General features: G+C 66.5%; 21 protein-coding genes. 10 read left to right on the plus strand and 11 right to left on the minus strand.

Features of this window, described 5'->3' with window-relative positions; all coding sequences use genetic code 11:
• Positions 1-395: 395 nt before the first annotated feature.
• A complete protein-coding gene (gene katG / locus KDW96_RS07090; protein WP_255839732.1) occupies positions 396-2,591 on the plus strand; it encodes a catalase/peroxidase HPI in 2,196 nt (731 codons plus the stop codon).
• A gap of 144 nt (positions 2,592-2,735) precedes the next feature.
• Here the strand turns inward: katG and KDW96_RS07095 are convergent, their stop codons facing one another.
• Complete coding sequence (locus tag KDW96_RS07095; protein ID WP_255839733.1) at positions 2,736-3,632, minus strand: LysR family transcriptional regulator; 897 nt, start codon at positions 3,630-3,632, stop codon at positions 2,736-2,738.
• 342 nt (positions 3,633-3,974) lie between these two features.
• On the opposite strand from KDW96_RS07095, the gene KDW96_RS07100 reads away from it, so the two are divergent.
• Positions 3,975-5,432: an MFS transporter gene (locus KDW96_RS07100; RefSeq protein WP_255839734.1), complete on the plus strand. Its 1,458-nt coding sequence runs from the start codon at positions 3,975-3,977 to the stop codon at positions 5,430-5,432.
• 243 nt (positions 5,433-5,675) lie between these two features.
• Complete coding sequence (locus KDW96_RS07105) at positions 5,676-6,179, plus strand: hypothetical protein (protein ID WP_255839735.1); 504 nt, start codon at positions 5,676-5,678, stop codon at positions 6,177-6,179.
• 234 nt (positions 6,180-6,413) lie between these two features.
• Here the strand turns inward: KDW96_RS07105 and KDW96_RS07110 are convergent, their stop codons facing one another.
• On the minus strand, positions 6,414-7,232 hold the full coding sequence (locus tag KDW96_RS07110) for a mechanosensitive ion channel family protein (RefSeq protein WP_255839737.1): 819 nt from the start codon (positions 7,230-7,232) through the stop codon (positions 6,414-6,416).
• A gap of 2 nt (positions 7,233-7,234) precedes the next feature.
• Entirely contained in the window at positions 7,235-8,383 is a 1,149-nt protein-coding gene (locus tag KDW96_RS07115) for a hypothetical protein (RefSeq protein WP_255839738.1), read from the minus strand.
• A gap of 205 nt (positions 8,384-8,588) precedes the next feature.
• On the opposite strand from KDW96_RS07115, the gene KDW96_RS07120 reads away from it, so the two are divergent.
• Together KDW96_RS07120 and KDW96_RS07125 are read left to right on the plus strand one after the other, a co-directional pair.
• Positions 8,589-9,464 (plus strand): helix-turn-helix domain-containing protein, encoded by an 876-nt coding sequence (locus KDW96_RS07120; RefSeq protein WP_255839740.1) that lies wholly within the window; start codon positions 8,589-8,591, stop codon positions 9,462-9,464.
• Between the two features lie 97 nt (positions 9,465-9,561).
• Complete coding sequence (locus KDW96_RS07125) at positions 9,562-12,192, plus strand: DEAD/DEAH box helicase (RefSeq protein WP_255839741.1); 2,631 nt, start codon at positions 9,562-9,564, stop codon at positions 12,190-12,192.
• A gap of 146 nt (positions 12,193-12,338) precedes the next feature.
• Here the strand turns inward: KDW96_RS07125 and KDW96_RS07130 are convergent, their stop codons facing one another.
• From KDW96_RS07130 to KDW96_RS07145, 4 genes are all read right to left on the minus strand, one after another.
• Positions 12,339-12,812: a phosphate-starvation-inducible protein PsiE gene (locus tag KDW96_RS07130; protein WP_255839742.1), complete on the minus strand. Its 474-nt coding sequence runs from the start codon at positions 12,810-12,812 to the stop codon at positions 12,339-12,341.
• 421 nt (positions 12,813-13,233) lie between these two features.
• Positions 13,234-13,701 (minus strand): aminoacyl-tRNA deacylase, encoded by a 468-nt coding sequence (locus tag KDW96_RS07135; RefSeq protein ID WP_255839743.1) that lies wholly within the window; start codon positions 13,699-13,701, stop codon positions 13,234-13,236.
• Between the two features lie 239 nt (positions 13,702-13,940).
• Positions 13,941-15,509, minus strand: coding sequence for a DUF3369 domain-containing protein (locus tag KDW96_RS07140; RefSeq protein WP_255839744.1), 1,569 nt, complete (start codon positions 15,507-15,509; stop codon positions 13,941-13,943).
• Positions 15,506-17,014, minus strand: a complete 1,509-nt coding sequence (locus KDW96_RS07145; RefSeq protein WP_255839745.1) for a sensor histidine kinase — start codon at positions 17,012-17,014, stop codon at positions 15,506-15,508. Before KDW96_RS07145 ends, KDW96_RS07140 begins: the two co-directional genes overlap by 4 nt.
• Positions 17,015-17,229: 215 nt before the next feature.
• Here KDW96_RS07145 and KDW96_RS07150 point away from each other — a divergent pair, with 215 nt between their 5' ends.
• The 3 genes from KDW96_RS07150 to KDW96_RS07160 all read left to right on the plus strand — a co-directional run bounded on the left by KDW96_RS07150 (position 17,230) and on the right by KDW96_RS07160 (position 19,737).
• Positions 17,230-18,039 carry a substrate-binding periplasmic protein gene (locus tag KDW96_RS07150; protein ID WP_255839746.1) on the plus strand — a complete coding sequence of 270 codons (810 nt, stop codon included), beginning with the start codon at positions 17,230-17,232 and terminating at the stop codon, positions 18,037-18,039.
• 175 nt (positions 18,040-18,214) lie between these two features.
• Positions 18,215-18,478: a YebG family protein gene (locus KDW96_RS07155; protein ID WP_255839747.1), complete on the plus strand. Its 264-nt coding sequence runs from the start codon at positions 18,215-18,217 to the stop codon at positions 18,476-18,478.
• A 125-nt stretch (positions 18,479-18,603) separates the two neighbouring features.
• On the plus strand, positions 18,604-19,737 hold the full coding sequence (locus KDW96_RS07160; protein ID WP_255839748.1) for an aminotransferase class V-fold PLP-dependent enzyme: 1,134 nt from the start codon (positions 18,604-18,606) through the stop codon (positions 19,735-19,737).
• A gap of 8 nt (positions 19,738-19,745) precedes the next feature.
• Here KDW96_RS07160 and KDW96_RS07165 read toward each other — a convergent pair whose 3' ends face one another.
• A complete protein-coding gene (locus KDW96_RS07165; protein WP_255839749.1) occupies positions 19,746-20,711 on the minus strand; it encodes a class I SAM-dependent methyltransferase in 966 nt (321 codons plus the stop codon).
• A 132-nt stretch (positions 20,712-20,843) separates the two neighbouring features.
• Between KDW96_RS07165 and KDW96_RS07170 the strand changes: the two genes are divergently transcribed.
• Positions 20,844-22,778, plus strand: coding sequence for a DEAD/DEAH box helicase (locus KDW96_RS07170; RefSeq protein ID WP_255839750.1), 1,935 nt, complete (start codon positions 20,844-20,846; stop codon positions 22,776-22,778).
• Between the two features lie 125 nt (positions 22,779-22,903).
• Here KDW96_RS07170 and KDW96_RS07175 read toward each other — a convergent pair whose 3' ends face one another.
• The gene (locus KDW96_RS07175; RefSeq protein WP_255839751.1) at positions 22,904-23,212 is read right to left on the minus strand and encodes an AzlD family protein; all 309 of its coding nucleotides are present in this window, start codon (positions 23,210-23,212) and stop codon (positions 22,904-22,906) included.
• Positions 23,202-23,918, minus strand: a complete 717-nt coding sequence (locus KDW96_RS07180) for an AzlC family ABC transporter permease (RefSeq protein WP_255839753.1) — start codon at positions 23,916-23,918, stop codon at positions 23,202-23,204. The genes KDW96_RS07175 and KDW96_RS07180 overlap by 11 nt, the downstream gene beginning before the upstream one ends.
• Positions 23,919-24,078: 160 nt before the next feature.
• On the opposite strand from KDW96_RS07180, the gene KDW96_RS07185 reads away from it, so the two are divergent.
• Entirely contained in the window at positions 24,079-24,957 is an 879-nt protein-coding gene (locus KDW96_RS07185; RefSeq protein ID WP_255839754.1) for a LysR family transcriptional regulator, read from the plus strand.
• Between the two features lie 160 nt (positions 24,958-25,117).
• On the opposite strand, the gene KDW96_RS07190 is transcribed toward KDW96_RS07185, so the two are convergent.
• Positions 25,118-26,323 (minus strand): NAD(P)/FAD-dependent oxidoreductase, encoded by a 1,206-nt coding sequence (locus KDW96_RS07190; RefSeq protein ID WP_255839755.1) that lies wholly within the window; start codon positions 26,321-26,323, stop codon positions 25,118-25,120.
• Between the last annotated feature and the right edge of the window lie 116 nt (positions 26,324-26,439).

Here is a 26,439-nt window from a genome sequence, read left to right on the forward strand (position 1 = left end):
AGAATGGTTTGGAGAAATTCGCCGAGTACCTGCCCGGCGCGATGAGACCGGTCGAGGGTGGGGCTGCCTGGCCGAAGGCCGTTATCCGAACGACAGGGAACGGCGGCGCCGGCCAACGGAACACTGGCGCCAGATCCCTACGCACTCGGCCCTCGGCGCCTTGGCTGCCGCAACCTGAAGCCAGGCGTCAGGCACCGAATCCGGGCTTTCCTGTCTATATGCGGTTGAGGTGTCGACGCCCTGGACCGCAGATTTCCGGCCGGATCTGCATGTTCCAGGCATGGGACTGAAGTTCAGTGGCTACTATAAATCTGATACCCAAAACTTATTGGAGCGGTCGCCCCCCAGACTCCAAGCTGAGCCTGGTCAGATGAAATCACGCAAAGGAGAGAAGCATGACAACCGAAGCCAAGTGCCCATTCTCAGGTGGCTCCCGCGGTCAAACCGTAGCGGGCGCGACCGGCAATGCAGACTGGTGGCCCAACCAGCTGAACCTGAAGATCCTGCACCAGCACTCCTCCCTGTCCAGCCCGATGGACCCGGAGTTCGACTACGCCAAGGAATTCAAGAGCCTCGACCTGGATGCCGTGATCAAGGACCTGCATGCCTTGATGACCGATTCGCAGAGCTGGTGGCCGGCTGACTACGGCCACTACGGTCCCTTCTTCATCCGCATGGCGTGGCACAGCGCCGGCACCTACCGCGTGGCCGACGGCCGCGGCGGCTCGGGCACCGGCAGCCAGCGTTTCGCGCCGCTCAACAGCTGGCCGGACAACGTCAACCTCGACAAGGCACGGCGCCTGCTCTGGCCGGTCAAGCAGAAGTACGGCCGCAAGCTCTCCTGGGCCGACCTGATGATTCTCGCCGGCAATGTCGCCCTGGAGTCCATGGGCTTCAAGACCTTCGGCTTCGCCGGCGGACGCCCGGACATCTGGGAGCCGGAGGAGTCGGTTTACTGGGGCCCCGAGTCCGAATGGCTGGGCGACAAGCGCTACAGCGGCGACCGCGAGCTCGCGCAGCCGCTGGCCAACGTGCAGATGGGCCTGATCTACGTGAACCCGGAAGGGCCGAACGGCAACCCGGACCCGCTGGCCGCGGCGCGCGACATCCGCGAGACCTTCAAGCGCATGGCGATGAGCGACGAAGAGACCGTGGCGCTGATCGCCGGTGGCCACACCTTCGGCAAATGCCACGGTGCGGCACCGGAATCGCACAAGAACCGCGAACCCGAGGGCGCCGGCATCGAGGAGCAGGGTCTCGGCTGGACCAGCAATTTCAACAGCGGCGTCGGCGTCGACACCATCAGCAGCGGCCTGGAGGGCGCCTGGACCAAGAGCCCGGCCACCTGGGACAACAACTACCTGGAGAACCTGTACGGCTACGAGTGGGAGCTGACCAAGAGCCCGGCCGGCGCGCACCAGTGGACGCCCAAGGATGCGGACGCCCAAGGCACGGTGCCGGATGCTCACGACCCGTCCAAGCGCCACGCGCCCATGATGCTCACCACCGACCTGTCGCTGCGGATGGACCCGGCCTACGCGAAGATCTCGCGGCGTTTCCACGACAACCCGCAGGAGCTTGCCGACGCCTTCGCCCGCGCCTGGTACAAACTGACGCACCGCGACATGGGGCCGAAAGCCCGTTACCTCGGCCCGCTGGTACCGCAGGAGGAGCTGCTCTGGCAGGACCCGATTCCGGCCGTCGACCACAAGCTGATCGACCAGCAGGACATCGCCGCCCTGAAGGCCAAGCTCCTCGCCTCCGGCCTGTCGACCTCCCAACTGGTCAACACCGCCTGGGCTTCGGCGGCGACCTACCGCGACAGCGACAAGCGCGGCGGCGCCAATGGCGCGCGCATTCGCCTGGCGCCGATGAAGGACTGGGCAGTCAACCAGCCGGCCGAACTGGCGAAGATTCTGCCGGTGCTGGAGAAGATCCAGAAGGACTTCAACGACGCCCAATCCGGCGGCAAGAAGGTCTCGCTCGCCGACCTGATCGTGCTGGGCGGCTGCGCAGCGGTCGAGGAAGGGGCGAAGAAGGCTGGCGTCGAGGTCAAGGTGCCCTTCACCCCGGGTCGTATGGACGCCACCCAGGCGCAGACCGATGTCGAATCGGTCAATGCACTCGAGCCGCTCGCCGATGGCTTCCGCAATTACGTGAGCAAGGCGTGCCAGGGCCTGGCCGCCGAGTTGCTGATCGACCGGGCGAACCTGCTGAAACTGACCGCGCCCGAGATGACCGCGCTGATCGGCGGCCTGCGCGCGCTGAACGCCAACGTCGGCCAGGCCGAGCACGGCGTCTTCACCAAGCGCCCCGGCACCCTGACCAACGACTTCTTCGTCAACCTGCTGGACATGGGCACGAAGTGGCAGAAGTCGGCGTCCGCCGAAGGCGTGCTGGAAGGCCGTGATAGAGCCACCGGCGACCTCAAGTGGACCGGCACCGTGGTCGACCTGGTCTTCGGCTCGAACTCCCAGCTGCGCTCCCTCGCCGAGGTCTATGCCTGCGCCGATGCTCAGCAGCGGTTCGTGGGTGACTTCGTGGCGGCCTGGGACAAGGTGATGAACCTCGACCGCTTCGACCTGAAGTAATCGCAGCGCGCAGGCCTCTCGGGGCCTGTCCATCTGCGCTGCCGCGACCTGGCCCGGATCACCCGGTTTCAGGCTGCGGCTTCCAAAAAAGCCGGGCCCCTGGGGCCCGGCTTTTCCGTTTCTCAACCCTCGTCATCGCCGCCTTCAGCGACCCGCCGCACAGACCTCCCAGACCAGCCCACGCAGCCAGCGATGGACCGGATCGGCGTCCATGCGCGGGTGCCAGAGCATGGCAATGGTGATCTCCGGCGTAACAATCGGCAGGGCGAAACTGTGCATGCCGGCGCGCAGGTTGCCGGTGTGCAGTTCCGGTACGGTGGCTATCAGGTCCGAGGCCTGGGCGAGCGCCAGGGCGGCCGCAAAGCCGCCGACGATGGTCGCGATCTCCCGCTCCAGCCCCTGCGCGCTCAAGGCGTCGTCGATCAGTCCCTGGTCGCGTCCGCGCCGCGTCAGGCCGATGTGCCGGCCGGCCGCATAACGGGCCGGCGTGATCGCGCCCTGACTCAAGGAATGCCCCGCCCGCACCACGCCCACGAAGCGGTCGCGGAACAGCGCCCGGGTGCGCACTTCCGGCCCCATGGCACCGCTCACGACGCCGGTTTCCAGGTCGACGGAGGCGTCGCGAAGCGGCCCGCTGTCCTTGTCCAGCTTCGGCACGAAGCGCAGCCGCACGCCGGGCGCCTGTTCGCTGACGCGGGCAATCAGCTCCGGCCCGAAGTTTTCCACGAAACCCTCGCGGGTCCGCAGCGTGAAGGTGCGCACGAGGTGCTGGAGGCTGGGCGCCTCGGCAGGTCGCAGAACCGCCTCCACGTCCTGCACCAGCTGGCCGACCCGCTCGCGTAGCTCCAGCGCTCGGGGCGTCGGCACGAGGCCGCGGCCGGCCCTCACCAGCAGCGGATCGCCAGTGGTCTCGCGCAGCCGCGCCAGTGCCCGGCTCATGGCCGAGGGGCTCAGGCGCAGGCGCTCGGCGGCGCGGGCCACGCTGCCCTCGGCGAGCAACACATCCAGGGTGATCAGCAGATTGAAATCGGGCGTCGACATACCGCAACCCTAGCAGGGTCCAGCCAATATATGGCGTCAAACGCAACAATAAACTGCAAATGCTGCGCCTTCCGCCCTGTCCCGTACCGGCCTAGGATCCTGAAACCACCCAGTGCCAGAGGTCGACATCATGAAATGCATCGCAGAGCCAGGCGCAACACGAGAGCAGACCGCAGTCGCCGGACGTTCACTGCCCCCCGCCGCCACCTGCAGCGCCGAGGAGGTGGTCACGGCCTTGGCGGGCGAACTCAGGATCGAGCAGGCCGGTCGGCTCGGGCGCGTAATAGAGATCGACGCGGGCAGCCGCACCGCCATCGATCGTCGGGTGCGGGGCGTACGGTCATGAAAACACTGGTCGATAGCATGATCGGGGACGGTGCGCTGCGGGCCCCTTCGGCTGCCTGGGCGCTGACAGCTCTTTCCCTGAGCATGCTGCTGTCCTCGCTGGGCGTCAGCATCGCCAATGTCGGTTTGCCAACCCTGGCGAGCGCATTCGACGCCGCCTTCCAGGACGTGCAGTGGATCGTCCTCGCCTATCTTCTGGCCGTCACCAGCCTGATCGTCAGCGTCGGACGGCTCGGCGACCTCAGCGGCCGGCGGCGCCTGCTGATGGCCGGCATCACCTTGTTCACCCTGGCCTCGCTGCTGTGCGCCCTGGCGCCCACGCTCTGGCTGCTGATCGCCGCCCGGGCGATGCAGGGGCTGGGCGCGGCGATCATGATGGCGCTGACCCTGGCCTTCGTCGGTGAAACGGTGCCCAAGGAAAAAACCGGTAGCGCCATGGGCCTGCTCGGCACCCTGTCCGCGATAGGCACCGCGCTCGGCCCGTCGCTCGGCGGCATCCTGATCGACAGTTTCGGCTGGCCGGCGATCTTCCTCATCAAGATCCCCCTGGGCATCCTGGCGCTGCTGCTCGCCTGGCGCTTCCTGCCGGCCGACCGCCGGGACTCATCGGCAGAGCGGCCACGCTTCGACCACCTGGGCACCCTGCTGCTGACCCTGACGCTCGCGGCCTATGCGCTCGCCATGACCATCGGAGGGGGCCGTTTCGGCCCACTCAACCTGGCGCTACTGCTGGCTGCAGGCTGCGGGCTGGGCCTGTTCCTGCTCGCCGAAGCCAGGGCGGCGTCGCCGCTGGTGCGCCTGGCGATGTTCCGCGATCGGCAGCTGAGCGCCGGCTTCGTGATGAGTGCGCTGGTCACCACCGTGGTGATGACCACCCTGGTGGTCGGGCCGTTCTACCTGTCCGGCGCGCTGGCGCTCGACGCGGCTCAGGTCGGCCTGGTGATGTCCTGCGGTCCGCTGGTCGCCGCCCTGACCGGCGTACCGGCCGGCCGCCTGGTGGATCGCCTCGGCCCACCGCGCATCAGCCACCTCGGGCTCGGCGCCATGGCACTCGGCTGCGGCGCGTTGCCCTTGCTGCCGACGGCCTCTGGCGTGCCGGGCTACATCGTCCCGCTTCTCGTCATCACCGCCGGCTATGCGCTGTTCCAGGCTGCCAACAACACGGCCGTCATGGGCAACATCAGCGCGCAGCAACGCGGCGTCGTATCGGGCCTGCTCAACCTGTCGCGCAACCTCGGCCTGCTCACCGGCGCCGCCGTGATGGGCGCCGTGTTCGCCCTCGGCGCGGCCACCACAGCGGTTACAACGGCGCAGCCCGCGGCCGTTGCCAGCGGCATGCGCATCACCTTCGCCGTCGCCGCGCTGCTGGTTCTCGTGGCGCTCGCCATCGCCGTCGTCAGCCATGCCGCCGCGCGGCCAGAAGCTCGACTGGAGGCAGGCCCTGGCCAAGGGTAGAGGCTGAGGCGTCGGCGCCACTGCCATCGGGCTGCGGGTCGGTTGTCGCCGTTTATATCAGAGGCGCCTATCGACCCGAAGCGACTGGTCGCGACAGTCTATTAATGGCCGGAAGCAACGGACGTGTAGAGCAGGAAATAATCTGCCCCCTTTGGCCCACGGACCCAGCCAAGACTGAATACAATTGGCGCCCGATTACCCCGGGCCATGAATATGGCTGCATCGCACAAGGAACTCGCCTCCATGGCCTCCCCAGATAAACAGCAAAAACGCGCCCAGCGGGCCAAAGCCAAGGCCAAGCAGAACCGTTCGGGCAAGGCCAGAGCCAAAGCCCATGTCGTACATCCGCTGCTGGCCGACCCGCTGATCAACGAGCCGTTCGATGATGTCGAAATCGACCTGAGCACCTTCGACTTCAAAGACATCGCAGATAATGGTTTCGACCCGGCGGACTTTTACGATCTGTTCCAGGCGATGAAAGTCGGCGAAGGCATCAGCCTGCTGGCGATGTGCCTGGTGTTCCTGCAATACCCGGTGCTGGAGCTGGTGGTCGCCGAGGAGGAGGAAGACGCGGCCACCGACTTCATGATGGGCCTGCTGATCACCTATCGCGGGATCTTCCACGATGAAGACGAAGACACGGCGGTGGACTGGATCAGCGCCGACGCCTTCCTGGACGCCTACAACGAAGCCTCGATGATCCTGCAGAAGAAATACGCTCGCGACGCCCCAGGCGCAGGCGTTTAGCCGCGCGCCCAGATGCCACTGTGGGCACGCCCATTCGGCCGGTGTGCGGACCCGCCGGCAGCGGTCAGTGCGCTGAATCGGCCGATCACTGCGCTTGCCCGGCAGTGGCCGGTCACACAGGAACGCAACGGCCCCTTCACGGCCAATCGCCGGCCTTGGTTGACCGCCAACCTCCCCTACGCCCGCGATGGCGCAGTGCTTTCCCGCCGCGCTTTTCCAGGTTCCCTCGCGGCGTCAGCCGGCGAGGCTGGACATCGCCTGCACCTCGGCCGCCCCCGCGTCGGCGAGGGCGCGTTTGCCGCGGATGGTCAGGTCGCTGACGAATTCGAACTGGTCACGCAGGTCGAACGGATAGGCTTTCAACTGGTAGTGGGTGCCGAGCGGAGTCTGGGCCAGCATGACCAGCACGGGCTTGTCGTACTCCAGGTAGGCACTGGTCATGGCCACATCGCGCAGCGCCGCGCGCACCCGGGCGGAGTCATGGTCAGGCGCGACGTAGAACGACGCCACGCACATCAGGGTGTGGGCGCCGTCGTTGGCGTTGGAGATGTTGCTTTTCCAGATCTTGTCGTGCGGCACGTGGATGACGTTGTCGGCCGGTGTGCAGATCTCGATCGCGCGCATGCCCACCGAGCGCACTTCGCCGTAATCGCCATCGATCTCGACCCAGTCGCCGGGGCGGTAGGGGCGCTCGAAGATGGCCACGATGCCGGCAATCAGGCTGCTCGCGTAGTCCTTGAAGGCGAAACCCAGCGCCACGCCCATCGCGCCCGATATGACGAGAAAGTTCTGGAAGGTGATGTTGAAGATGAGCGGGATCACCCACAGCACCGCCATCACCAACAGCAGCATGCGGATGATCGGCACCCCGCCCAGCAGGTACAGGCGCAGCTGGCTCGGCCCCCGCTCGGCGAGGTACGGCAGCAGCTTGCGGGCGACCAGGATGACCAGCCAGGTGCCGGCCAGGATCAAGCCGATCTTGGTGAAACTGATGTCCTGCAGGTCGTGGATCAGCTGGGCAGCCTGCTGCTGACTGTCGTTCGCGGCGGCCATGTCTAGATCCCTCCCGTTGGAAAGCCGGCCGAGCGCAAGGCCTGACGCACCGCCGGATAGGCCAGCGCACGCACACGGAACAACGGCCCTTCGCGCTCGACGAAGCCGGCCGCCACCAGGGCCGGTATCACATCCGGCTCGCCGGTTGCCGGGAGCACGGCGTCCAGTTCCTGGGCGGTCAACGACTCGTGGATCAGCAACGCCTGCAGCGCCAGCAGCGACCTGTCCTCGTGCCCCGGCGGCAGGCGGCAGTCGTCGACATCGCCGATCCACACCGTGCGTTCGTCGTTCCCTGTGGCCCGGCGGGCACGCTCCGGCAGGTCTTCATCGGGGCTGCGCCTGACGTTCAGGCTGGCCCGCCACAGGTGCACGGCCACCCAGGGAATGCCCCCGCTGCGCGCCGCCAGCTGTTGCAGGTGGCCGTGGCGCAAGGCGCCACTGTCGTCGGTCGCCAGTACATCGACACCCGACTTCGCCAGGCGAAAGGTGATGCGCCTGCCGACATCGTCCACCGCCGTCGGCGCGAACCAGGCGTGCAGACCGGCCGCATCGGTGGCCGCCAGGGTCTGTGGCCGGGGCAGCAGGAGATCGGCGCCAACCGACTTGACGAGAAACCGCCAGGCCCAGACGTTGCAGCAGATCAGGCAGCGACGCTCGAGCGTCGGCAAGCGGGCCAACAAGGCACGGATCATGTGCAGGCCATGACGCTGGCGGATGAACCAGTGCTCGAGGCGCGGAATCACCAGCAGGCCGCTGCCGTCCAGATCCGGGGCAACGGCATCCTCGCGCAGCAATTCATGGCGCGCAGGCGCCGCCAGCACCTGGTGTCCCGCGGCGCGGGCCCAGTCCTCGACGAGGCCCTGCGGATCACAGGAGGGCACGATCAGCAGCTTGAGCCACGAGCCAGACGCCTCGGCCTTCAGCCAGCTGGCCACTTCCGTGTCGAGGGCGTCGCGCAGGAAGCCGTCGGCGGACTGGCACATCGCGTCGAGCCCTTTCAGCGAAGCGCGCTCCAGCCCATCCTGGCGCAGCACCGACTCTTCGTCGTTGCCACTGAGCTTCTTCTTGAGCTTGGTCAGCGCCTTGCGAACGGCATGCTCGGTCGGCATGGTCGGCGCCACGTAGTCGGCCAGGGGAATCAACTCGGTCAATGGACACCTTCTTCGTGCGCTGCCTGCCTGGATCGGCCACGCTGATGGTATCCGACGCGGTGCCCCATGTGGGAGTAGCGACGATTATCAGGCGGCCGGCACACCGGCGGCACCCCGCTGCCTTGCACGATCTTGCGTATTTCTCGCCCGGGGGCTGGCAGCCTGCGCGAGGCGGCGTAGCATGGCTGGGTTAGAGGATCAGTAGATGGCGCCGTTCGAACAGCTTCAGGTCTTTCAGAGCATGAGCCGCTCACCCCACGCCCGCCTGCTGCGCAGCGCCGAGCTGGGCGACGGGCTGGCGGCGGCCCAGTGGAGCAACCACCACGACAGTCGCGACTACCACGCGCCGAGCCACCACACCCTGTCCTGCTACCTGGCCGGGGGCACCGGCACCTTCCGCCGCGACCGGCCCTGCAGCAAGGGCAGCCCCGACAAACTGTGCATCCTTCCGGCCGGGCACGAGTCGGCCTGGGTGATCAATGGCGAGATCCAGCTGGCGCACCTGTATGTCAGCCAGGAGCAGTTCGCCCTCGGCGCCGTTCGCCTGCTCGACCGCGAACCCCGCGAATTGCAGCTGCGCGAGAGTACCTTTCTCGATGATCCGCAGCAGGCGCGGCGGTTTCGCCAGCTGAGCCAGCTGGACTGGCAGGAACCCGCCGAACGCCTGTTGACCAGCAGCCTGGCCCATGAGTTGCTCGATCAGACCCTGCTGTCCCAGGTCGGTCGGCGCGACGGCTTGCGCCTCACCGGCGGCCTGGCTCCGCGGCAGCGCCGACGCCTGCGCGAGTTCATCGACAGCCACCTGGCCGAGCCCCTGAGCCTGGGGCAACTGGCGGCACTGTGCGCCTTGTCCGAGTACCACTTCGCGCGGATGTTCCAGCTCAGCTTCGGCGTGCCGCCGCACCGCTACCTGCTCAACCAGCGCCTGGCCCGCGCCCAGGCACTGCTGCGCCAGACCTCGCTGGCCCTCGGCGAGATCGCCCTGGCCTGCGGCTTCGCCAGCGCCAGCCACTTCAGCAACCGCTTTCGCCAGGCGTTCGCCGCCACGCCGGGACAATACCGCCGGGCATTCGCCGGCTGAGGCCCGCAAGTCGGCGCGGCTGTGTCAAAATCATCGGCTTTTCAGCGTTCGGCACCCGCATGCCAAGACTTCACTTCATGCCCGCGAGACTCGCGCGATGAGCCTGGATATTCTGCAGCTGCACCAGGAGGACTGGCGCGCCGCGATCGGCGAAGGCGACTTCGCACGCGGCCGCGGCTACGCCGAGCAGGGCCGCAGCCGCCTGCTCAGCCTCAAGGACCACACCCTGCTGGCCAGCTGCCGTGGCTCGGGGGCGCAGACCTACCGCCAGCGCATCAGCCTGCACCCCCGCGGCCAACGCTGGGAGGTCACCGGCCACTGCGACTGCCCGGTGGGGTTCAATTGCAAGCACGTGGTCGCCGCCCTGCTGACCCTGGAACAGCAGCAACGGGCCGGCATCGACCTGAGCCCGCTGATCGTGCCGGACAAGGGCGTCGCCGAGCAGCGCATCGAAGGCGTCACGCCGCGGCCGGTGCTGGCCCTGGGCAGCCACGTGCGGGTGCACTTCGACGCGCGCAAGGGGCGCATGCACGAACAGACCCAGCACCGCGCGGCCCTGGCCTTCGACTACCAGGGGCACCTGGCCCACGGCAAGGCCAGCAAGGACCTGCTGGTGCGCCAGAGCGCCAACCTCAACCTGCGCATCATCCGCGACGGCGCCGCCGAGGCGAGCCTGCGCCAGCGCCTCGACGGCACCGACCTGCAGGTGGCGCTGCGCCAGAGCGAGGCCCTGGCCGAGCATCCCGGCGAGCATTTCGAACTGGCCAACGAGGCGGCCTGGCTGACGTTCGTCCAGCAGCAGCTGCCGCAACTGCGCGAGGAGGGCTGGGAGGTCCGCATGCAGCCGGAGTTCCAGTACAACCTGGCACAGGTGGACGACTGGTACGCCGAGGTCGCGGACGACCCGGAACACGACTGGTTCGACCTGGAGCTGGGCATCGAGGTCGAGGGCCAGCGCCTCAGCCTGCTGCCGATCCTGCTCCAGGCGATTCGCCAGAAGCCCTGGCTGCTCACCGGAGAGGCCCTGGCCCAGCGCGCCGATGAGGAGATGCTGCTGGTCAACCTGCCCCACAGCGCACGGCGCATCGCCCTGCCCTTCGCCCGCCTCAAGCCGCTGCTGGGCACCCTCGGCGAGCTGTTCTTCCGCGAGCCGGAGGAGCTGGGCCAGCGCCTGCGCCTGGGTCGCGCCGACGCCGCACGCCTCAGCGCCCTGGAGCAGGGCCCGGCGCTCAACTGGCACGGCGGCGAACGCCTGCGCGGCTTCGCCGAACGCCTGCAGGCCCTGCCGGGCAAGCGGACCAAGGCGCCGGCCGGTCTGCAGGCCAAACTGCGCCCCTACCAACTGCACGGCCTGACCTGGATGCAGACCCTGGCCGAGCTGGAGGTCGGCGGCGTGCTGGCCGACGACATGGGCCTGGGCAAGACCCTGCAGACCCTGGCGCATATCCTCGGCGAGAAGCTGGCCGGGCGCCTGCAGCGGCCGGCGCTGATCGTCATGCCCACCAGCCTGATCCCCAACTGGCAGGACGAGGCCGCGCGCTTCACCCCCCAGCTGAAGGTACTGGCGCTGCACGGGGCCAAGCGGCGCAGCCAGTTCGCCCTGATCGGCGAACACGACCTGATCCTCACCACCTATGCCCTGCTGCCCCGGGATCTCAAGGTGCTGGCGGCGCAGCCCTACCAGCTGCTGATCCTCGACGAGGCGCAGAACATCAAGAACCCGCGCAGCAAGGCGGCCCTGGCCGCCGGGCAGCTGAAGGCGCGCCAGCGCCTGTGCCTGACCGGCACGCCGCTGGAGAATCACCTGGGCGAACTCTGGTCGCTGTTCAACTTCCTCATGCCCGGCTGGCTCGGCGACAGCAAGGCCTTCACCCGCGACTACCGCACGCCGATCGAGAAGCAGGCCAACGCCCAGCGCCTGGCCCACCTGCACGGGCGCATCAAGCCCTTCCTGCTGCGCCGCACCAAGGAACAGGTGGCCCGCGAGCTGCCGCCCAAGACCGAGATCACCCACTGGGTCGAGCTGACCGACGCCCAGCGCGACCGCTACGAGACCCTGCGCCTGGCCATGGACAGCAAGGTCCGCGCCGAGATCGCCCGCCAGGGCCTGGCGCGCAGCCAGATCGTCATCCTCGAAGCATTGCTGCGCCTGCGCCAGGCCTGCTGCGACCTGCGCCTGCTCGGCGACCCGGACGCCGCCTTGCAGACCAGCGACTCGGGCAAGCTCAGCGCCCTGCTGGACATGCTCGAAGAGCTGGTCGACGAAGGCCGGCGGGTGCTGCTGTTCTCCCAATTCACCTCGATGCTCGAGCTGATCGAGGTGGAGCTCAAGGCGCGCAAGATCGCCTACGCCAAGCTCACCGGCAGCACCCAGGACCGCCGCACCCCGGTGCAGCAGTTCCAGGCCGGGCAGTTCCCGGTGTTCCTGATCAGCCTCAAGGCCGGCGGCGCCGGCCTCAACCTCACCGCCGCCGACACGGTGATCCACTTCGACCCCTGGTGGAACCCGGCGGCCGAGGCCCAGGCCAGCGATCGCGCCTACCGCATCGGCCAGGACAAGCCGGTGTTCGTCTACAAGCTGATCGCCCGCGGCAGCGTCGAGGAGAAGATCCAGCAGCTGCAGCAGGCCAAGGCCAGCCTCGCCCAGGGCGTGCTGGAAGGCGGCAGCCAGGCGCAATGGCAGATGAGCGAGGACGACCTGGCCGCACTGTTCGCGCCGCTGGACTGAGGCGGCCGGTCGACGGACTCGGTGGTCGCCCCGCAAACCGGCACCGCGCCCCAGTCCGCTCGATAGTGGTGCGGCAGGTCGGTGATCAGGGAGCAGAACGCCGCGCAGGAACAGGTTGCCTCCCGGGTTTCAATACAGCCCTTGAATCATCGGTCCAGGACATTTTCCCCGACCACATCCCCCGTCGCGTCTATCGCCTTGCTGGATGGGAACTTGTACGAAGCGAACCTGACGGCCAGGACCGAAAGCGACAGAAGGAATATCCCGCCACACAAATACAGCAGGCCGATATCCGGCGCTTTATGGTGGGACACGTCACCGATCAGATAACGCGTCAATGCCGTTATCGCGATGTACAGCAAGAACCGTATGGGCAGGTGGTTGGTCTTGAAATAGATCCCGACCATTGCTCCCAGCTCCAGATAGATGAAGAGCAAGAGAATGTCATCGATGCTCGCGTGGCCTTTATCGACCATGTCCATAAAGGCCATCAGCGAAGCCCAGGCGGTGGCCGCTCCGATGGCGAACAAACCCAGATAGTGAAATCCTTCAACCAGCAGATTCCCGATGGAATTTGCTCCGTCATGCATGCGCTTGCGGCTACCGTCTGCCCACTTCATGTTCCATTACCTCAAATCAATCCAGATACAGGGACAGCTCGGCTTACCAGCCAGCAGACTGCACGAAAGCTTGTGTCAGATAGGTTGGGCCAGCCTCGGCACAGCCTCCCGCCAGGGCGCCCGGCCCAGGGTAGATGCACGGCCGGTTGCCTTGTGACTCGGCCAGGTCGCGCGCCTGATGCCGCATTATTTCCGCCCAGTTGATTCTCACGCTGCTGCTCCTTGGTACGTCTTGCCTGGAGTTTCCAGGCGCCCGGATGACAACCCGCCCATGCAGGATCGGCGCCACAGCGCCCCGCAGGTGCGACGGGAACATGGGGGAATAGTACGCAGATGGCGCGACACGGCCCTGCGGCGCATGGCCGCAGAGCCAGGGCGCAACCGGATGGAGGCTGCAACGACAGGTCGCGGCGAGCCTTAGTTACTCACTGATGGCGCCGCACTGGGCGGTCGGCATGAGCTTGAGGAACTGCTTGGAGCTCATGTGCACCAGCCCTTCATGGTCGCCGGACTCGAAGTACAGGTCCTTGACGTCCTTGAGCGACTCGTCGATGACGGTGTCCATCTCGAAGGCGCTGCCCACCGGTGGAATCGCGCCGTTGGCGCAGTCGCTGAAGCGCGGGGTGAACTCGTTCTCCCGCGCCAGGCGCCAGTGGCGCTTGGTCAGCTTGCGCACCTTGTTGAGATTGACCTGACGGGTCGCCGGGACCACTGCCATCAGCCAGTGGCCCTGGAAGTCGTCGAGGATCACCGACTTGGCCATCAGGTGCGGCGGCACGCCGGCACGCCGGGCCGCTTCGCGCGTGGTCATCGAGGGGTCGTGCTGGAGCATGTCGTACCGCGAGTGGTGCTCCGACAGGTAGCTTTGCAAACGATTGGCCATGGTCATGATGCACCTCCTGCCGTTGGCCAGAGGATTGACGCCGGCCCCATCGTCCCGATGAAACCCGCGAGGGCCGGTGCTCACGCAGCCGACCGTTGTCGCGGCGCGCCCGTTGCGCGCCGCGGGGCGCTTCCCGGCGCCCGACGCGAGCGAGCGGCACCCGCCGCTGCCCACACCCTAAGTTTAGTGCACGGCCCTGCCGGCGCAGCGCCGCAGGGCGGATGGCAGCGCCTTGCCGACTGCCCCTAATCCTCGGCGTAGTCCGCGCCGACCACCTCGAGAAAGGCGGCCACCACCTTCGGGTCGAACTGCTTGCCGCTGCGCGTGCGGATATAGTCCAGGGAGTCGGCCAGCGACCAGGGCTCCTTGTACGGCCGCCGGTGCATCAGCGCGTCGAACACGTCGACCACCGCGACGATGCGCGCCGCCAGGGGAATCTCCTCGCCCTTGAGCCCCCCGGGATAACCGTTGCCATCGTAATGCTCGTGGTGGCCGGCGGCGATCTCGGCGCCGATCGACAGGTAGCTCTGGCCTTCGACCATGCGCGCCGAACGCTGCAGGATGGCCGCACCGATACTGGCATGCCGGCGCATCACCTCGCGCTGCGAGTCGTCGTGCACCCCGGGCTTGAACAGCACCAGATCGGGGGTCGCGACCTTGCCGACGTCGTGGAGGATGCTGGCCATGCCGACCAGTTCGAGGAAACGCCTGGTCAGCTGTTCGGGGTAGTCGCCGCGTTCGGCCATGCGCTTGGCCGTGCGCGCGGTCCAGCGCTCGACCCGCAGCACGTGATCGCCGGTGTCGCAGTCGCGGTACTCGGCCAGGTCGGCCAGGGCCACCACCGTGGCCTCCTGGGCACGGGTCATCTGCAGGTGGTGATGGAGGTTGTCGAAGGCCGAGGCGATGCGGCTGCAGAACACCTCCAGCAAATCCTTGTCCACCTCGGTCAGCGGCCAGGGCGGGGTGAAGTACAGGAGGAACTCGTGATGGGTCTGGGTCGGGATGTAGAGCACCTCGTTGGGGTAGGCATAGAGGCTCTGACGGGTCTCGATGGCCTGCAGCATCAGCGGGTAGGCCGGGTGCTCCTCGTCCAGCTCATCATGCTGGGCCATCTCGGCGAAGCTGCCGGTGGCGCCGAGCACCTGCAGCGCCACCGACCCCGAGCCGGCGCCCCGGCGCACGCAGAGGATGCCGTGGGTGCCGACGTCGAGGATGGCGCCGATCTGCGCCAGCACCCCCGAGGCGAACTCGCGCAGCGAGTGCATTTGGTAGAGGTTGGCCGAGCCTTCGAGGATCTTGCTCAGGCCCTGGCGGCTGCGCTCGATGGCCAGCAGGCTCTCGTAGGCGCGCAGGGAGGAGATGACCGTGGTGTAGAGCTTCTGCAGGGTCAGCTCGGTCTTGGCTTTGTAGTCGTTGATGTCATAGGCGACTATCACCTCCTGCTCCGGGGCCTGCCCAGGTTGGCCGGTGCGCAGGACGATGCGCACCAGCTGGTTGTCCAGCTCCTCGCGCACCCGCCGGACCAGGCGCAGGCCGGCGTCGTCGGTCTCCATCACCACGTCGAGCAGGGTCAGGGCGATATCCGGCTGATCGCGCAGCAGGGCGAAGCCCTCCTCGCCGGAATAGGCGCTGAGCAGTTCCAGGCCGCGGCCCTTGTATTCGATGCCACGTAGCGCCAACTGGGTAACCCGGTGCACATCCGGCTCGTCGTCGACGATCAGCAGCCGCCAGGGCGCCTGCAGCTTGCCGCCGGAGACCTCGGCGCTGTCATCGATCAGCCAGTCGTCCGCCGCTTCGGGGTGTTCGTTGTTCACCTTGCCTCCTCCGCCGGGTGCGGGGCAACGAGTGGCATGCGCAGGGTGAAACAGGTACCGCTGCCCACCGTGCTCGCCACCTGAATCTGCCCGCCCAGGCGCTGGGTCACAATGTTATAGACCACGTGCAAACCCAAACCGCTGCCACCCACGCCACGTTTGGTCGTGAAAAAGGGTTCGAAGATGTGTGGCAAATGCTCGGCGGCGATGCCCTGGCCGTCATCCTCGAACTGCAGGACGAGCCAGTCGCCTTCGACGCGGGCACTGAGTTCGACCGCTCCTGCCGCACCCGTGGGGAACGCATGGGTCACCGCGTTGACCAGCAGGTTGGTCACCACCTGGGCCAGGGCGCCCGGATAGCCGTCCAGCTGGATGTCCGCCGCACAGCTGTTGTGCACCTGAATGGGCCGGCGTTTGTAGGTCGGGCGCAGGCTCTCGACCACCTCGTCCAGGTAGCTAGCCAGGTTGAACTCGCGCCGCGCCTCGCTGGTCTGGTCCACCGCCACCTGCTTGAAGCTGTGCACCAGATGGGCGGCGCGGTTGGCATTGGCCAGGATCAGCTCGACGCTTTCCTCGGCCGTGTGCAGGTAGCCCTCGACATCCGACTTCTTCAACTGGCCGGCCCGCAACTGGCCGCCAACGCGCCGGGTCTCCTCGGCCAGCACACTGGCGCCGGTCAGGGTGATGCCCAGGGGGGTGTTGATCTCGTGGGCGACGCCGGCCACCAGGCCGCCCAGGGCGGCCAGCTTCTCCGCCTGGATCAGGGTCGCCTGGGTGCGCTGCAGTTCCTCGTAGGCCTGGCGGATGTCGCGCTCGGCCTGGCGCCTGGCCTGGAGGTCCTCGGCCATCCGCTGGGTGATACGCCGGAAGCCGCCCAGCACCTCGCCGAACTCATCGAGACGAGTGCTCGGCAGCACCAACGACTCGGGGGGACCGCGGTGTTCGGCCGCCTGGTGCAGCGCGTCGCGCAGCGCCACCAGGGGTTTGAGCACCTGCAGGCGCAGGCTCAGCGACAGTGCCGCGACCAACAGCACGTCGAGTGCGAGAATCTCCAGGAAACGCCGCCACACCTGCTCGCTCAGCGTGTCCTCCATCTCCTCGCGCGACAGCAGCACCTGCGCGCGCCCGAGCACCTGTTGCGCGTTGCGCCCATGGTTGTACACGGGAAAACTCAGCTGGTCATAGTCGCCGGCGCGCCGGCGCGCCGGCTCCAGCACGCCGACCGACGCCAGCAACTCGCCGTATTCGCTGGTCACCACGATGCCCAGCACCGGCGGTTTGACCTCGGCGACCAGGTTCTCCTGCAGCGTCGCGGTATCGAAGTTCCACAGTGGGTTGACCAGATTGGTCTGCAGGCGCTGCTGCACGCTGTCGCGGCTGCGCTGATACTGTTCGAGCAACTGACTGCGCATGCTCCAGTAGGCCAACGCCCCGGAACAGCTGAGCAGCAGGGTGACCAGCACGACGAACAGGGCATTGAGGCGAAAGCCTATGCTGTTTCTCATCACCTACCCCCGCCGATCGCAGGCGTAGTCAGACGGCGCCGGAATCGGCAGCGCGAGATGGACGGGGTGAAGCCTTAGTTACCACCATAGTCCACTGGGCGGGTACGGTCCCGGACTTCGCCCGGGCGGAACGCCTAGGCTTGTAGAAGAAGTCGCGAACCGTATTCGTCCCCGCCCCCGCTGGGCGCCACCGAGTGACTCTGCAGATGGACGACATGAAACACTGGCGAGCCGCCTTGTTGCTCCTGGCGACACTGACCCTGGCAATGCCCATGGCGGCCCGCGCCGACACCCTGGTGACCCTGCTGGTCGACGAAGCCTATCCGCCCTTTACCTATCGCGAGGCCGAGGGCAGCGCCGCCGGCATCTACATCGCCGTGCTGCGCGCCGCCGAGCCGCACCTGCAGGGCTACCGCCTGCGGTTTCGCCCCATGCCCTGGCGCCGGGCGATGATCGAGATCGAGGCCGGACGGGCGCTGGCGGTGGTGCCGCCCTACTTCCGGCCCGAGGAACGGCCGTGGATCAAGCCCTACTCGGTGCCGATCCTGCAGGAGCGGGTGGTGGTCTTCTGCCACCGCGACGTGTTCGCCGAGGCTCCGCGGCCGAGCTGGCCGGACGACTACCGGGGCCTGCGTTTCGGCAACAACCCGGGCTACCTGTCGGCCGACGCGACCTTCTGGCGCGAAGTGGCGCGCGGCGCGATCCAGATCGAGGACGCCCCGGGTAATCGGGCCAATCTGCAGAAGCTGATGCACCGGCGCATCGACTGCTACTTCAACGAACGCCTGTCGATCCTCGCCGAGCTGGCGCAAATGCGCCGCGATGGCCTGTTTGGCGACACGGAAAGCGGGGCGATCGCCGAGGGGCCGACCATCTCGGTGGAAAACAGCTACGTCGGCTTCAGTGACCGCAGCGGCGATCGCTTCCCCTACAAGGAGGACTTCGTCCGCCAGCTGAACGCGGCCCTGGAGCAGCTGCGCCGAACCGGCGAGATCGAGCGGATCGCCCAGCGCTACACCCAGTGAAACGGCCGCCCCCAGGGCGCGGGGCGCGGGCCGACGGCCTGCCGGCATGGGCGAGACCAGGCCGTGAGCGTCGCGCGGGCTTTGCAGTGAGCCCCGACTGCACTACACTGCGCCACCACTGTATAAATAAACAGTTTCTAGCAACCCTATCAGCGTGAAGGCGTAGAGGTGATGAATGGCCGTCGAAGTGGTGTACCGCAGCAGTCGAGATCTGGAGCGTTTGTTTATGGATAAGGCCGAAGCCGATCGTCACGACAAGATGCTGGAACTGGCCGAGCTGCTCACCGAGGTGCTGCAGAAGGCCGTACCTTCGCTGAACGAGCAGCAAGGCGAAGAACTGGGCATCTACATGGCGAAGAACCGCGAGATCTTCGCCAAGGCGTTCAAGAACCAGCCCGATGCCCTGAGCGAACTGGGCAAGGACGAAGCGGCGGAGTAACACACGCCGCCGGCTCTAGCTCGGCCGGTGCCATCTAAAGCAGGCCATGCCCGGCGCGCTTGTCATTTCCCCGAGACTGCGGCAGGGTCGAGAAAACCCACCGTTCTGCCGCAGGAATCGCGCCCATGTCCAACGTCTTTCCCAGTATCGATCCCGATGGCCTGGTCGAGTATTCGGTGGTCTATACCGACCGCTCGCTCAACCACATGTCGCAGTCGTTCCAGCAGGTGATGAACGACATCTCGCGCACCCTCAAGCAGGTCTACAACGCCCAGGGCGTGGCCGTGGTGCCGGGCAGCGGCACCTTCGGCATGGAGGCGGTGGCGCGCCAGCTGGCGACCGGGCAGCAGTGCCTGGTCATCCGCAACGGCTGGTTCAGCTACCGCTGGAGCCAGATCTTCGAGATGGGCCAGATTCCGGCGGCCACCACGGTGCTCAAGGCCCGCCCGGTCGCCTCCGGCCGCCAGGCCGCCTTCGCGCCCGCGCCCCTCGACGAAGTGCTGGCGCGCATCGCCGCGGAACGGCCGCAGCTGGTGTGCGCGCCCCATGTGGAAACGGCCTCCGGCATGCTCCTGCCCGATGACTACCTGCGCGCCGTGGCCGACGCCGTGCATGAGGTGGGCGGCCTGTTCGTGCTCGACTGCATCGCCTCCGGCACCCTCTGGGTCGACATGCAGGCGTGCGGCATCGATGTGCTGGTCAGCGCGCCGCAGAAGGGCTGGAGCGGTTCGCCCTGCTGCGCCCTGGTGATGCTCAGCGAGCGCGCCCTGGCGCGGGTCGAGGCCACCCAGAGCAGCAGCTTCGCCTGCGACCTGAAGAAGTGGCTGCAGATCATGCAGGCCTACGAACAGGGTGGTCACGCCTACCACGCGACCATGCCCTGCGACGCCCTGGCGCGCTTTCGCGACGTGATGCAGGAGACCGAGGCCTACGGCTTCGCCAGGGTGCGCGACGAACAGCTCGAACTCGGCGCGCGGGTGCGCGAGCTGTTGAGCGCTCGCGGCTTCGAGAGCGTGGCTGCCGAGGGCTTCCAGGCGCCCGGCGTGGTGGTCTGCTACACCGACGACGAGGGCATCAAGAGCGGCAGGAAGTTCGCCGCCCACGGCCTGCAGACCGCCGCCGGCGTGCCCCTGCAGTGCGACGAGCCAGCCGACTTCCAGACCTTCCGCATCGGCCTGTTCGGCCTGGACAAGCTGCACAACATCGAGCGCACCGTCCGCACCCTGGAGCAGGCACTGGACCAGGTGCTGAGCGACTAGTCGCGACCCTATGCCGAGGCGTCCCCGGATGACGTCTCGGCGCTGCTGAACACCAGCGCCTTGAGCCCACCCAGGGGGTCGATATCGGCGAACTCGGGCGGGTTGTCCAGGCGCTCGACAAAGCGCAATCCCGGCGCCTGCTCGGCCATCGCCTCGAGCAGGTACTCGGGACCGATGGCCGGATCGTTGAGGCACGCCAGCACGGTACCCTGGGGCGCGAGCAACTCGGGCAGGCGCCGCAGCACCTTGTGATAGTCCTGGGTCAGCACGAAGCTGCCCTTCTGGAAGGACGGCGGGTCGATGATCACCAGGTCGTAGGGCCCGGACTTCTTCACCTTGCCCCAGGACTTGAACAGTTCATGGCCGAGGAAGCTCACCCGAGCGAGGTCATGCTGGTTGAGCCGATGGTTGTCCCGGCCCCGGCTCAGCGCCGCCTTGGCCATGTCCAGGTTGACCACCTGCTCGGCGCCACCGGCGAGCGCCGCCACCGAGAAACCGCAGGTGTAGGCAAACAGGTTGAGCACCCGCTTGCCCTGGGCATGCTCGCGCACCCAGCGGCGGCCATAACGCATGTCGAGGAACAGGCCGGTGTTCTGCTTTCTACCCAGGTCCAGCAGGAAACGCAGGCCGCCTTCGCTGATCTGCCAATGTTCGCAGGGCTCGCCCAGCAGCCACTCGCCGGGGCTGTCCGGCAGGTAGCGGTGCTGCAGCACAATCGCCTGGGCCTGGCTTGCCCGCCAGGCCGTCGACTCGGCCAACGCCAGCAGCAGCTGCCGCAGGGCGGCCAGCTCGCCCGCCTCCGGCTGGCGAAACAGCGACACCAGCAACACCCCCTGCAACCAGTCGACGGTGAGCTGCTCCAGGCCCGGCCAGCGTCGCCCGCGTCCGTGGAACAGCCGACGGGCCTCGGCCGGCGGCGGATTCAAGGCGCAGAGCAGGTGCTGGTGCAAGGTGTCGAGGGCGGTTGGATTCATGAGCGCGTATCGCTGAGACGTGAGGCCGTATTCTAAGCGCAAGCACCGGCGTCAGTGCTCGGGAGATCCCCCGCCAGATAAAAAGCGCTTACCATTCAACGATATACCGTATGAACAGGGTGCACGCGCTCGATGTTATCCGCCGTCAAACGCTACAGGCTGCAGCTCTCCGGGGCCCTGGCGCGCTACTTCCCACGCACCACCGCCTACCTGCACGCCGAACGTGAAGCCGGCCTTGTCGAGCCGCCTCCCGCCCGGAACTCGAGAAAGCCCGGCGCCGCCAGTGCCAAGAAGCCGAGCGCGCCCCGGAAAAAGTCAGCGGGAACGAGCAAGGCCGCCAAGCAGGCCAGCCCGGGCATCTACGGCCCCGCCCCGCTGCCGATCGAGGCCGGGCAGGTCCGCGCGATGCGCGAGCGGGTCGCCGCCGCCGTGGCCGCCGGGGTGATCAGCCCGCCTTCCGAGGAACAGTGGGCGATGATCCTCTGCCGCGCGCCGGCCACGCGCATCTTCGCCGGCGCCGGCTCGGGCAAGTCCACCACCCTGGTGCTGCGCGTGGTGTTCATGCTCTGTCACCTGGGCGTCGAGCCCGGTCGCCTGACGGTGATTTCCTTCACCAACGCCTCCTGCGCCCAGCTGCGCGAGCAGTTGCTGCGGGTCCTGGAGTTCTGGCAGTACCCCTTCGACGCCGCCATGGCCCGGCAGGCGGTGCGCACCTTCCACTCGGCGATGGCCGCCCTGGCCCGGGAAGTGCTCGACCACCCGGCCTGGTTCGAACAACTGGACGACAAGGCCGGCGGCGAGCCGGACAACCCGTTGACCAGCGCGCGCCTACGCCCGGCCCAGGAGCGCCTGCTCAAGCAGGCCTATCAGGATTGCTACGACCAGGACGCGCAGTTTCGCCAGCGGGTGCACAGCCTGCTGGGACTGCCGCCGCCCGCCGCCGACCAGCACAGCACCAAGGCGCCCCTGGACGGCTTCAAGCTGGCCGGGGAGTTCACCCCGGCGCCCTTGTACGAGGCCTTCCATGCCCAGGCCGAGTTCATCGAAAGTATCGGCCTGCGCATCGACCGGCTGCAGCCGGCGAGCCTGTCCTGCGCGGCCGGCGAGCGCACCTTCGTCGAAGCCCTGATGCCGTTCTGGCGCTGCTTCCAGGCCTCCCTGCAGGCCCGGGGCCTGATGACTTTCAACGGCGCCTTCCAGCGCCTCACCGACAGCCTCGCCGCTGGCGCGCCCGGCCTTCCGGCCCAGGCCCTGGCGCCCTTCCAGCACTTGCTGATCGATGAATTCCAGGACATCTCGCCACAGATCGTGCAATGGCTGCAGGCCCTGCACCGCGCCCTGCAGCGCCAGAAGCAGGCGGTCAGCCTGATGGCGATCGGCGACGACTGGCAGTCGATCTACGGCTGGCGCGGCAGCTCGCCCGAACTGTTCATGGACTTCGACAGGCATTTCCCCGGCCGCGGCCGCTCGAAGCACAGCACCATGCTCATGCTGGAAACCAACTACCGCTCCATCGAGCCGGTGATCCGCGACGGCGAGGCGGTGCTGGCGGCGCTGGAATTCAAGAAGGCCAAGCGCAGCCAGGCGTTCAAGGCCGCGCACCCGGGCGATCATGGCGTCAGGCTGGTATCGGGCTTCGACCTCAAGGCGCGCCTGCCGGAGCTGATCAAGGAAATCGAGGCGCAATGCCGGCATGCCGCCGCACGCCCAAGCCGCGAGCGTACCGCCGTGCTGGTCCTGAGCCGGCGCAACCAGCCCCTGCAGGCCATCCAGGCCCAGCTGGACCGCAAACTGCCGGTCAAGGCCTACACCATCCACCGCGCCAAGGGCCTGCAGGCCGAAGTCGCCATCATCGTCGACGACTGCACGCCGCCGGAAAAGCACCCGCTGCGCAACGCCCTCTACGCCCAGTCGGGGTTCTTCCGCAACAGCTACGACCAGGCCATGCAGGACGAAAGCCTGCGCCTGGCCTATGTCGCCATCACCCGCGGCGTCAGCCGCGTGCTGTGGTTCACCCGCAAGCCCCAGGGCGCGACCGAACTGCTGGCAAGGCGGGCCAAGGGCTGAAGCACCCGTGAAGGCTGCCGGGTGGGGAACCTTCGTTGGAAGGGCCGGACTCGACCCGAAGCAGCCTGAGGCAACCGGCAGAAAGTGGCCAGAATCGGACGCCCACCTGTCTCGCCTCGGGCGGATCAAAACTGCCGGAAAAGCGCAGCAGCCAACACTCCAGCAGCGATTGCTGGAAGCGGCTTCTTCAGCAGCAACATGGTGCCTGCCGTCGTCAGCAGGGCCAGTCGTGCGGCGTTGTCACCCTGTAGCGCCATTGGAGCCAGAAGGGCTACCAGCACCGAGCCAGACATTGCGCCGATGAATTGTTTTACTCGATAGCCAATGGGCACGAAGGACATCACATAGACTCCGCCCCAGCGGGTTGCCAGCGTCACAAGTGCCATGAGCAGTACCAAGGCGAGGGCATCTAAACCTGCCGTTTCAATGCTCACGCTTGTTCTCCGTCCAGATTGTTCCGACGAGTCCGCCGGCCACCGCACCCACGACGACATGGCTGTTCTCGGGAAGATACCGGTATGCCAGCAGCGACGCGCAAGCGGCGACGATCCAGATCATCAAGATGCGCAGGTTTTTATCCCCGCCGACCACCATTGCCAACAGGAAACAGCCCATCACCATGTCCAGCCCCAGAGCCTTGGGATCATGAATGGAACCGCCAAAAAGGACACCAAGCCAGGTGCCGGCCACCCAAGCCAGCCATAGAGCCAGGCCGCCGCCCAGCAAGAGCCCCAAGCCGGGCTGGCTGTTGCCAAACGCCTGCATTGACAGCGCCCAGTTGGCGTCGGACGCGACCAGCATCACCCCGTAGCGCTTCCTCAGGGGCAGGTGTTGCAGCCACGGATAGAGCGTTGCACCCATTAGCAAGTGGCGGGCATTGATTGCGAACACGGTGATGCTCAGGGTAAGCAGGGAGACGTCGGGGCCCCACAGCTCCAGAGCGGCGAACTGGGACGCGCCGGCAAACACAAGGGTGCTCATTGCCACGATTACGGCGTCACTCAGTCCCGCCTGGGTGGCCGCCAATCCGAAAGCCGCCCCGAATATCGCCACAAACAGGGAAATGGGCGCCAGCTTGGTAAAACCGACCCAAACCATCCGATGGTCGAACTCATGCAGCTTGTCGGCAACCTCTGTCATGTCGTGGGCACTTCCGCGTGGCGATTATTTAAATGGCACGTGCTGCGTGTCGCTAAAGGCAACACCTGACTTCGCCACTAATATGCTTCCGCTACGCACCAAAAGAAAAACGGATAAAACAGCGTTAAGCTACCTGGTAATCGAATGACCGAGTTAAACCATGACGTTCCATGATCTGCAGATAGATTGGATGAAATGCTTCGTGGCCGTGGTGGATGCAGGTTCGCTATCTGGCGCCGCTCCGCAAGTGCATCGCTCTCAGTCGGCGGTCAGTATGCAGATCAAGAAGCTGGAGACGGCCCTGGGTTGTCAGCTTTTGGTGCGAGGGCCGCGCCAGCACCAGCTTACGGCTCAAGGGCAGTTGTTGCTGGGTTACGCACGGCGAATGCTTGATCTGCATGCCGAAACCCAGGCGGCCTTCCATGGGGAGGAGCTGACGGGGCGGATTCGTCTTGGCGTACCGGATGATTACGCCGCGCGTTACCTGACACCAGCACTCAAACGCTTCGCTCCGAATTTCGGTGCGGTGGAAATCGAGTTGAACTGCGAGCAATCGACTTCCCTGATTCCCCGAGTGAAAAGCGGCAATCTTGATCTCGCCCTGGTTTCTCGTGACAACCCTCGGCATGGAGTCTTGCTGTTTCATGAGCCGATGGTCTGGGTCGGCGATGCCCAGTTCCAGGCCTGGCGACGCGACCCGCTGCCCATCGCCGTCTATGAGGACGCCAGTCTTGCCAAGCGCAGCGCGTTGCAGTCGTTGGCACTCCAAGGGCGTCGATTCAAGGTGGTGTACAACAGCTCCAGCTTGGCGGGCCAAATTGCCGCCGTCGAAAGCGGCCTGGCGGTAGCGGTGCTTACACAATGCAGTGTTCCAGCGCACTTGAAGATCTTAGGCAGCGAGCAAGGCTTAGGCCCGCTGGAGCCCATGGAGGTCGCCGTGTTCCGAAGCGAGGCATCTCGGGGCTCGAAAGCGGTGGACAGTCTTCATGACCTTCTTATCAAGACACTTCGACTTTCTGCCCCTCCTAAGGCGCAATAGCCACGCCATGAGAGCGTCCGCTTCGGCCGATAGCGGCCACATCAATATGTAAGCACGACTGGGTACCTGCTGCTTAAGACAACAAAACGGGATTGACGCCTTACGCATCAATCCCGTTTCAGTTTTCAACCGCGCGGCAAAGACGCAGCGGGGCAAGCGCTTAAGCCACCACCGGGATCGACGGGTCAGCCGCAGCCAGGGCCGTTTTTCGATCTGCTGCCGGTGGGTAGATCCACCGGGTGTTGATCCGGGTTTTCAGCTCCTTGCCTTCCTTGCCGGTCAGTAGCACTTTGCGCGCCCAGCCTTCGGTAAATACCGCACCCCAGCCGCCCAGGTCCAGGCAGGTGACGTACTTGGCCTGGCTGTAGGCAATCGGTGCCACGCCGATCAGGTCCGCTGCGGCGTTATTGCCGGCTGAACGGCCCTGGGCTATAGCGTGTTGGCAGGTCATCAGGGCGTGATTGCCCTGGTCGTCCACAGCCGCGCAGGCGGTGTCGCCAGCGGCATAGATAGCGTCCTGGCCGAGCACCCTAAGGTTGCGGTCGACATGCAGGCGGCCATGCGAGTCGCGCTCACCCTTGATCTGCCGGGTCAGCGGTGAGGCCTTCACGCCCACGGCAAAGATCACCGTGCTGGTGGCAATGCGTTCACCATTGCCCAGCTGTACGCCATGCTCATCGCCCCTGGAAAGCGGGCTGCCAAGCCTCCAGGTAACACCCAGGCTGGCGCTGGCTTCGGCGACGATCCCGGCAATTTCCTGGCCCATGGCACTGCCAATCTGTTTGGCCGTATCCACCACGATCACGCGGACCTGCGTCTTGTCTCCGAGGATGGCGCGCAGGCGCGCCGGCATTTCGGTGGCGGTTTCGATACCGGTAAAGCCGCCGCCGACCACCACCACGGTGTTGCGCGCCGCGCTCTCCGGCTGCCGGCCCAGGCTCTGCAGATGCGCTTCGAGTCTCTGCGCCGACTCCAGGCTGTCGACATCGAAAGTGACGCGCCCGCCTCCCTCCAGTGGCGGGCGGGCGACTTGGCTGCCGGAGGCGAGAATCAGGCGGTCATAACCCAGCTCGGCTTGGCTGCCCGAGGCGTCGCGGTAGGTCACGCGTTTGCTCTGCCCATCAATCTGCGTGGCGCTACCCTGGACGAAGCGCACGCCCACGGTATCGAACAACGCGCCGAGCGGGGCGACGGTGCTGGCCAGGTCGGTTTCGTAGAAGCGTGGCCGCACGCGCAGTTCCGCCTGGGGCGCGAGCAGGGTGACGGCTACGTCCAGGCGTTGCTGTTGATCGAGCAGGCGCACGGCGCTGAGCGCGCTCCACATCCCACCGAACCCGGCACCGATGATCAGAATTTGCTGTTTCATGCTGTGCGATACCCTGGTGAAGAGAAAGACAATTGGCTGAGAACGGGAGTGATTCTGCCTCTGGCCTGGATCAACGTATTGATCCACTCTTGCTTGAGTTAACTGATCCACTTTGG

It is taken from the genome of Pseudomonas benzenivorans (genome assembly GCF_024397895.1).
In the GTDB taxonomy this organism is placed as follows: Bacteria; Pseudomonadota; Gammaproteobacteria; order Pseudomonadales; family Pseudomonadaceae; genus Aquipseudomonas; species Aquipseudomonas benzenivorans_A.